The sequence below is a fragment of the Sphingomonas sp. ABOLG genome, from assembly GCF_003950435.1.
GTDB lineage: Bacteria > Pseudomonadota > Alphaproteobacteria > Sphingomonadales > Sphingomonadaceae > Sphingomonas > Sphingomonas panaciterrae.
The window spans coordinates 377,397-383,487 of record NZ_QQWW01000002.1; the positions used below are offsets into that span (position 1 = coordinate 377,397).

General features: G+C 63.0%; 9 protein-coding genes. 6 read left to right on the top strand and 3 right to left on the bottom strand.

Annotated features, from left to right (window positions below; translation table 11 throughout):
- The first annotated feature begins 27 nt into the window (after positions 1-27).
- From grxC to CA236_RS03780, 3 genes are read left to right on the top strand one after another with little or no spacing between them, the layout of a single operon-like run.
- The gene (gene grxC, locus CA236_RS03770) at positions 28-285 is read left to right on the top strand and encodes a glutaredoxin 3 (RefSeq protein ID WP_125944571.1); all 258 of its coding nucleotides are present in this window, start codon (positions 28-30) and stop codon (positions 283-285) included.
- A gap of 2 nt (positions 286-287) precedes the next feature.
- The gene (locus CA236_RS03775; RefSeq protein WP_125944572.1) at positions 288-1,112 is read left to right on the top strand and encodes a carbon-nitrogen hydrolase family protein; all 825 of its coding nucleotides are present in this window, start codon (positions 288-290) and stop codon (positions 1,110-1,112) included.
- Positions 1,109-1,552 (top strand): DUF1178 family protein, encoded by a 444-nt coding sequence (locus CA236_RS03780; protein WP_125944573.1) that lies wholly within the window; start codon positions 1,109-1,111, stop codon positions 1,550-1,552. Before CA236_RS03775 ends, CA236_RS03780 begins: the two co-directional genes overlap by 4 nt.
- Before the next feature lie 555 nt (positions 1,553-2,107).
- Here the strand turns inward: CA236_RS03780 and CA236_RS03790 are convergent.
- Together CA236_RS03790 and CA236_RS18685 are read right to left on the bottom strand one after the other, a co-directional pair.
- Complete coding sequence (locus CA236_RS03790; RefSeq protein WP_125944575.1) at positions 2,108-2,842, bottom strand: hypothetical protein; 735 nt, start codon at positions 2,840-2,842, stop codon at positions 2,108-2,110.
- Between the two features lie 142 nt (positions 2,843-2,984).
- On the bottom strand, positions 2,985-3,671 hold the full coding sequence (locus CA236_RS18685) for a hypothetical protein (protein WP_164518829.1): 687 nt from the start codon (positions 3,669-3,671) through the stop codon (positions 2,985-2,987).
- Between the two features lie 21 nt (positions 3,672-3,692).
- On the opposite strand from CA236_RS18685, the gene CA236_RS18930 reads away from it, so the two are divergent.
- Together CA236_RS18930 and CA236_RS03800 are read left to right on the top strand one after the other, a co-directional pair.
- The gene (locus CA236_RS18930) at positions 3,693-4,061 is read left to right on the top strand and encodes a hypothetical protein (protein ID WP_206430501.1); all 369 of its coding nucleotides are present in this window, start codon (positions 3,693-3,695) and stop codon (positions 4,059-4,061) included.
- A gap of 420 nt (positions 4,062-4,481) precedes the next feature.
- Complete coding sequence (locus CA236_RS03800) at positions 4,482-5,450, top strand: hypothetical protein (RefSeq protein ID WP_164518837.1); 969 nt, start codon at positions 4,482-4,484, stop codon at positions 5,448-5,450.
- 24 nt (positions 5,451-5,474) lie between these two features.
- Here the strand turns inward: CA236_RS03800 and CA236_RS03805 are convergent, their stop codons facing one another.
- A complete protein-coding gene (locus CA236_RS03805; RefSeq protein WP_125944577.1) occupies positions 5,475-5,654 on the bottom strand; it encodes a hypothetical protein in 180 nt (59 codons plus the stop codon).
- A gap of 30 nt (positions 5,655-5,684) precedes the next feature.
- Between CA236_RS03805 and CA236_RS19060 the strand changes: the two genes are divergently transcribed.
- Complete coding sequence (locus tag CA236_RS19060; RefSeq protein ID WP_241212505.1) at positions 5,685-6,005, top strand: hypothetical protein; 321 nt, start codon at positions 5,685-5,687, stop codon at positions 6,003-6,005.
- Positions 6,006-6,091 lie beyond the last annotated feature (86 nt).

A 6,091-nucleotide genomic window follows, 5' to 3' on the forward strand; every position in this document is an offset into this window, starting at 1 on the left:
TGCGCAGCGCATCCACACGTCACTCTCATGGCCCGTGTTGAAATCTACACCAAGGCGTGGTGCCCTTATTGTGTCCGCGCGAAGCAGCTTCTTGCCAGCAAGGGCGTCGAGCCGACCGAATATGACATCACTCTCGGCGGCGAGCAGCGCGTCGAGATGATCGATCGCGCCGGAGGCCGGACGACCGTGCCGCAGATCTTCATCGATGGGCGCCACATCGGCGGCTCCGACGATCTTGTCGCGCTTGATCGGGCAGGGAAGCTCGACCCGCTTCTCGCACCCTGACGATGCGCGCCGCCATCCTGCAGATGACGAGCGGGATCGATCCCGCCGCTAATGCCCGTACGCTGACCGACGCGATCGATGAGGCAACCCGAGGCGGGGCGGCAATGCTCTTCACACCCGAGATGTCGGGGCTGATCGATCGCAACCGGGACCGTGCCGCCGGTGTGATTACGGCGGAAGACGATGATCGGGTATTGGGGAGCGTTCGCGACGCAGCGGTCCGCACGGGGCTTTGGGTGCATCTTGGCAGTCTGGCGGTGCGCCGCGAGGACGGGCGGCTGGTGAACCGCGCCTTCGTGATCGACGGCAATGGGACGGTCCGGGCGCGCTATGACAAGCTGCACCTGTTCGACGTGGATCTGCCCACCGGCGAAAGCTGGCGCGAATCGGCGGCCTATGTCGGCGGCGACGCCGCCGTGGTGGTGGCGACGCCGCTCGGTAACCTCGGTCTTTCGATCTGTTACGACGTACGCTTCCCTAGCCTCTATCAACGGCTGAGCGATGCGGGCGCGACGCTGATCGCGGTGCCCGCCGCCTTCACCCGCCCCACGGGCGCGGCGCATTGGCAGGTGCTGCTGCAGGCCCGCGCTATCGAGAACGCTGCCTTCGTCATCGCCGCCGCCCAGACCGGGCGGCATGAGGACGGACGCGAAACCTATGGCCATTCGCTGGCGATCGGCCCGTGGGGGGAGGTGCTGTGCGATATGGGCGAGCAGCCTGGCCTGGCGCTGGTCGATATCGATGCGGAGAAGGTTTCCGAGGTGCGCGGACGTATCCCGGTCACCATGCATCGCCGCGACATTCCGCCGGTCCGGGTGGTGCCATGATCGTTTTCGATTTGCGATGCGGCACAGGGCATGTGTTCGAAGCGTGGTTCAATTCATCGGATGCCTATGCCGAGCAGCGTGAGCGCAAGCTGATCGCCTGTCCGATGTGCGGCGACACTGGTGTGGACAAGGCGGTAATGGCGCCCAATGTCGCGCCCAAGGGAAACAGCCGCTCCGTGGCGGCAGCCCCGGCGAACGTGCCGGACAAGGTGAAGGCCGCGCTCAAGGCACTGGCCGAGGCGCAGCGCCAGGCGCTCGAGGGATCGCGCTGGGTCGGCGACCGCTTCGCCACGGAAGCACGTGCGATGCATGCCGGCGACCAGCCCGACGAGGCGATCTACGGCCAGACCACGCTGGCCGAAGCAAAGGCGCTGGTCGACGAAGGGGTGCCGATCGCCCCGTTGCCGCTGCCGGTCGTGCCACCCGAAAAGGCGAACTGAGCCGCGTCGCTCGCGTTCAATCAGGGCCCGAGGGTAAGTGAAGGGATCGGTAATAGCGCCTAGTTGACCCGCCTCCACGGCGGCCGTAGCAGGGCGGTCATTGCCCCCGTAGCTCAGTAGGATAGAGCGACGGTTTCCTAACCCCGCGTTGGGGCAGGGAAGAGGCGGCAAAAACCCAGCTTTTCTGCCGGTTTTTTGCTAGTCTGTGTTGCCAAACCGTCGCCTGTGTGCCCTCTTTTGTGCCACCCCCGTCTGGGCGCGTGCGGCCTGTTCGGGCGTCAGGTAGGCGAGATAGATCTCGGTGGTCTTGACGCTGCTGTGCCCCAGCTCCCGCGATAAATCGTAGAATCCGCCTTTGCCCTCCCGCAGGTATTCCACTGCGAACAGGTGCCGGAGGTGGTGGAAGCTGAAGCGGCGGTAGGGGATGCACGCTTTGGCGGCGCGCTTTTCGGCGCGCGCGTGTAGTCCGCGAAGTTCGAGGCGACGTTGCGGTAGCGGCTCGCAACGGGACGACCGTCGGCGTCTTCCTCCAGGTGGTAGAAGACATACGGACATTTAAGCTGGCGGGTGGCGCTGAATGATCGCGACGGCCTCGGCCGATAAGTTGACAGTGCGCATGCGGTTGCGCTTCCCGATGACGGTCGCGTGTCGGTTGGCCAGATCGAGCATTGTGTGTTCGGGGCCGGCGATTTCTTCCTCACGCATCCCGGTTTCTCGAGCGAGCAACATCACGTCGCCAAAGCGGGTGCGCTGCCGGCCGATCGTCAGGTCAATGTCGCTCTGGGTGGGGAGCTCGATCGGGTCGCGACGCTCCTGCAGACGCTTGCGTGGGTAGGCGCGGGCTGCGTTCTCATCCACCCAGCCTTCTTCGATCGCGTGATCGAGAACGCTGGAGATCGCCGTCAGATCGCGGCGGATGGTGGCGTTGGTAACGTGCTGCGCCTTGCGGCCCTTCACCAGCTCCGCGTCGATCTGATGGACCTCAAACGGGTCGAGGCACTGTCGGCATTCATTCAGGCTGACGGTATAGCGAAGGACGGTCTTGGGGCTGATCGCTTTTGCCCGCACGTCGGCTTCCATGGCCTCAGTCCAGGAGACGAAGGCCTGCACCCAGTTCATAGGGCCGGCGATGCCGTAGTGCGCCTGGTTCTCGATCTCTTCGCGTCGGGCCTTCAGGCGTTTTTCCGCCACTTTCTCAGAGCGTGTTCGTAAGCTTTCTCGGTCCTCGCCGCCGTTAACCTCGAAACGCGCCCAGAGGATTCCGCCCCGCTCGTAGATATTCTTCGGCATTGATGCTTCTTCGCCCCATTGACGCGGGTCGACCATCGCTTGAGATCGATCACCACGAACAGTCATCGCCCGGACGGTTTCGAGGCGCCGGGAATCGCGCCAAGGGATGCTAGATTCTGAAGGGTTCTGTAGGAAAGCCCGGTTATGTTCCGCGCGTCCGCGATACCGCACCGATTTGGCGAGGACGTAATTCGGCGGGATCTCGGGTCGGACCCGCAATCGAGCCGCAAAGGATCATTGTTCGTGCTTTCGAGTAGGAAATTGAAGGTCGGGCCGAGGCGTTGATCCGGTCGCCGGTCAGCGATTTTCCCTCATGCTGGCGAGCAGCATGGCGACGGTGACGGGGAGGCAGAGGATCGCCAGGATGATGATAGCGGCGATCTTCAGCCGCCTCATGTGGGCGGTATCGGTGGTCATGCTGCAGCTCCGAGGCTGACAGTTGAGCGGGCGGCGCGATCGTCATGTCCGCGAGCCAGCGGGCGGACGGGTGCCGGTCCTCCCACCAGAGCAGCGCGTCGACGCAGTCGGCGAGGGCGCGCAGGCGATCGTGGGCGGGATCCTCATCTGCGGCGGTACGGGTGCGGATCGCCATGGCGCCGAGCGCCTCGATCCGCTCACGCTTGAAGGCGCCGCCTCGATCGGGATCGGCGATCCAGTCGGGCGCCGGCTCGATCGCGGCGATCGCTGCCCACTCGGCCGCGATGGCGTTGCTGATCCGCAGCGCGCGATCTGCCGCAGCCTGGTTGATCTTGCCGGCCTCGATCAGATCGGGATAGCCGACGACACGTTGCTGGTGGAGGTAACCGGTCTCCTGGATCGCCTCGACCATCTTGATCGACGTCCACTGCAGTTGCATCAGCCGGTCGGTCTGGAACTGGTCGCCGGTCCACTGCGCGCCGGGCGCAAGCTGGTGCAGGATTATCTCGTGTTCGGGAACGCCTTCGTCGAAGTGCGGCGCAACCGGCTGGGCGACCCGCTGCGCCTGGTGCATTCGATGGCGCGCTACACGCGGCGCGGCGTGGAGGAGGGGGCGTTCTGGTGGGTGCCTGGCGGCAAGGACGCCGTGGCGTTCCCGGCCGGCAGCGTGGTGCAAGGGAGCGCTCCTTCCTTCGCAGCGCGAAGACCTGAAAGGTCGAGGAAGCGCCGCGCCTTTCCACACTGCCCTTTACTCATCGGCGGAACAAGTAGGTCGGCAGACGCGGCTCAAGACTTTGCCTGACGGGCTATAAGCGTGTGAGCAAAGTCACAGAGAAGAACACAAGGAGCGACGGTAACGTAGGCCCTTCGCCGAGCCCAACAAGTTGAGCCCGGTTGCTGCTGATATGAGCTTACTAGAGGGGGGATAATGGCGGGGGCTATCAAGCAATTCACGGGGCCGCGTTATGGTCGCGGGCTCAAGTTGACTGCGAGCAGCATTGTACTAGCGCTTCTATCCGCTTGCGGCGGGGAAGAGGGGAGTTCGGATGACGGTATTGTCACTGTGCCCGCCCCTCCCCCGGCCCCTACACCGTCACCTACGCCAACTCCAACTCCGACACCTGTAGCGACCGGACAGGTTGCATCAGTCGATCTTGGTTCCATCCCTGTTGGGGCGAATGACCTAGTCACCAACTTCAAGGTCACCAACAGCGGCCTCTATATGGCGGTCAACTACGATGACGAAACGAAGCCTGACGCCATTCTGAAGTTGCGCGGGACGCCAGCATTCAGCGACGCGTGGTACAGCACGATACCCAACAACACCGCAAACGGGTCTGTTAGCGATTACGCACCGGTCAACGTCTATTCGGAGAGCCGTTCTGAGCTAACATTCTATTGGGCGGGCAGAGATTTCACCGGAGATGGGGTCGAGCGGTGGGGGTTGCACACTGTCAACGGGATCGGCGTCTCGACTGTCGCGGAAGAGCGAAGCTTCGGATCATACGGCATCAAACTCGTAGCATCCGGAGCACGGAATGGGGTCGTAGCGTCGCGTCCGTGGATACTCTGGTATCAGCCCAGCACGGTCGGGAACAGCGGTCACAGCATCTACCAGGACGACGGCGCTTACACGAAAGCGAACTCGATTTCTGACCGTTTTAGTACTCCGGCGACTCCTCCCTTGCCAGGGGACGGGTCCGCGATCTTCTCGCATCCGAGTAATCCGGAGCTGTTTGTTGTCTCGGACAACAAGCTGTTCCTGTATGGCCCGGACAAGCTAATCAGAAGCTGGACACTCCCGACAGGGGGCGTTGCGACTGACATGATGTGGTCCGGAGACGCGCTCTACTTTGGCTTCGCCGGGAAGGTTTATAAAACAGACGGGACAACCCTTCGGTCGATCGCTGATGTCAATACGACCGGTTTTGCGGTGGAAGGCGGATTTTGCATAACTGGAGGTGAGATGTTCTTGCCGACGGGTGAGGCAATCAACCTGCTCAGCAACACACGCAGGAACTGGATCAAGAAGGGGCAGCTGTCGTCAGCGCAGGCCAGTGCCGTGCAGCAACTTGAGCTTGCCGCACTGTCTTCCAGGGTTTTCTGCTCAAGCTATGCGACAGGCACGACGCTGTACCTCGTGTCACCAGCTACCCGGTCGGTCCGTGTCGTGACGCCAGTCCCGCGTTGATGCGGCTGAGCGGTCAGGCTGACCTTAGGCCATCGCCCACCGCTCGATTGGCTCATCGTTCCAATCGTCGCCGGCTGGATCCTGATTGAGCCAGTCATCCTCGTTCGGTACCGCTTCCTCGGGGCGCGGTGCCGGCAGGGTGGGCGGCCCGCCGCCGAAGCGCACGCGAAACGTCGCGGTGTGCTGCCCGAAGTCCTCAAACACGCCTGATGCTCTAGGCCAGCGCGGATTTTGGTGCCAATCCACAGGCATCATTCACTCGACAGAGCCGATCTGGATGCCGCGCGCGCTGAACACCGCGACAGCTGCCGGATCGTGCTCGTTGGTCGGTTCGGGCACCAGATGCACCGGCTCGCCTGGCTCGCACATGGCCAGCTCGAAGCGGCGGTTGCTCTGGTCGATGTTGAGTTAATTGATGCCGACGAGGGCAAGGCTGAACTCTTTCACTCGGCCCCCGATAGAACAAATGCGAAACGCCCGTTAATTGAAGGCGGTGATGATTCGCAACCGAATCGTAAGCGTCCGGTAAGCCGCGTGTTGTTCAAGCCGGCGTAGCCGTTGATGTCTGGACCTGTGGTGGTCTCCTTCTGGAGTCCAGAAGGAGGTCAGGAGATGGGGCGGATGGAGGTCATCACCCGGAC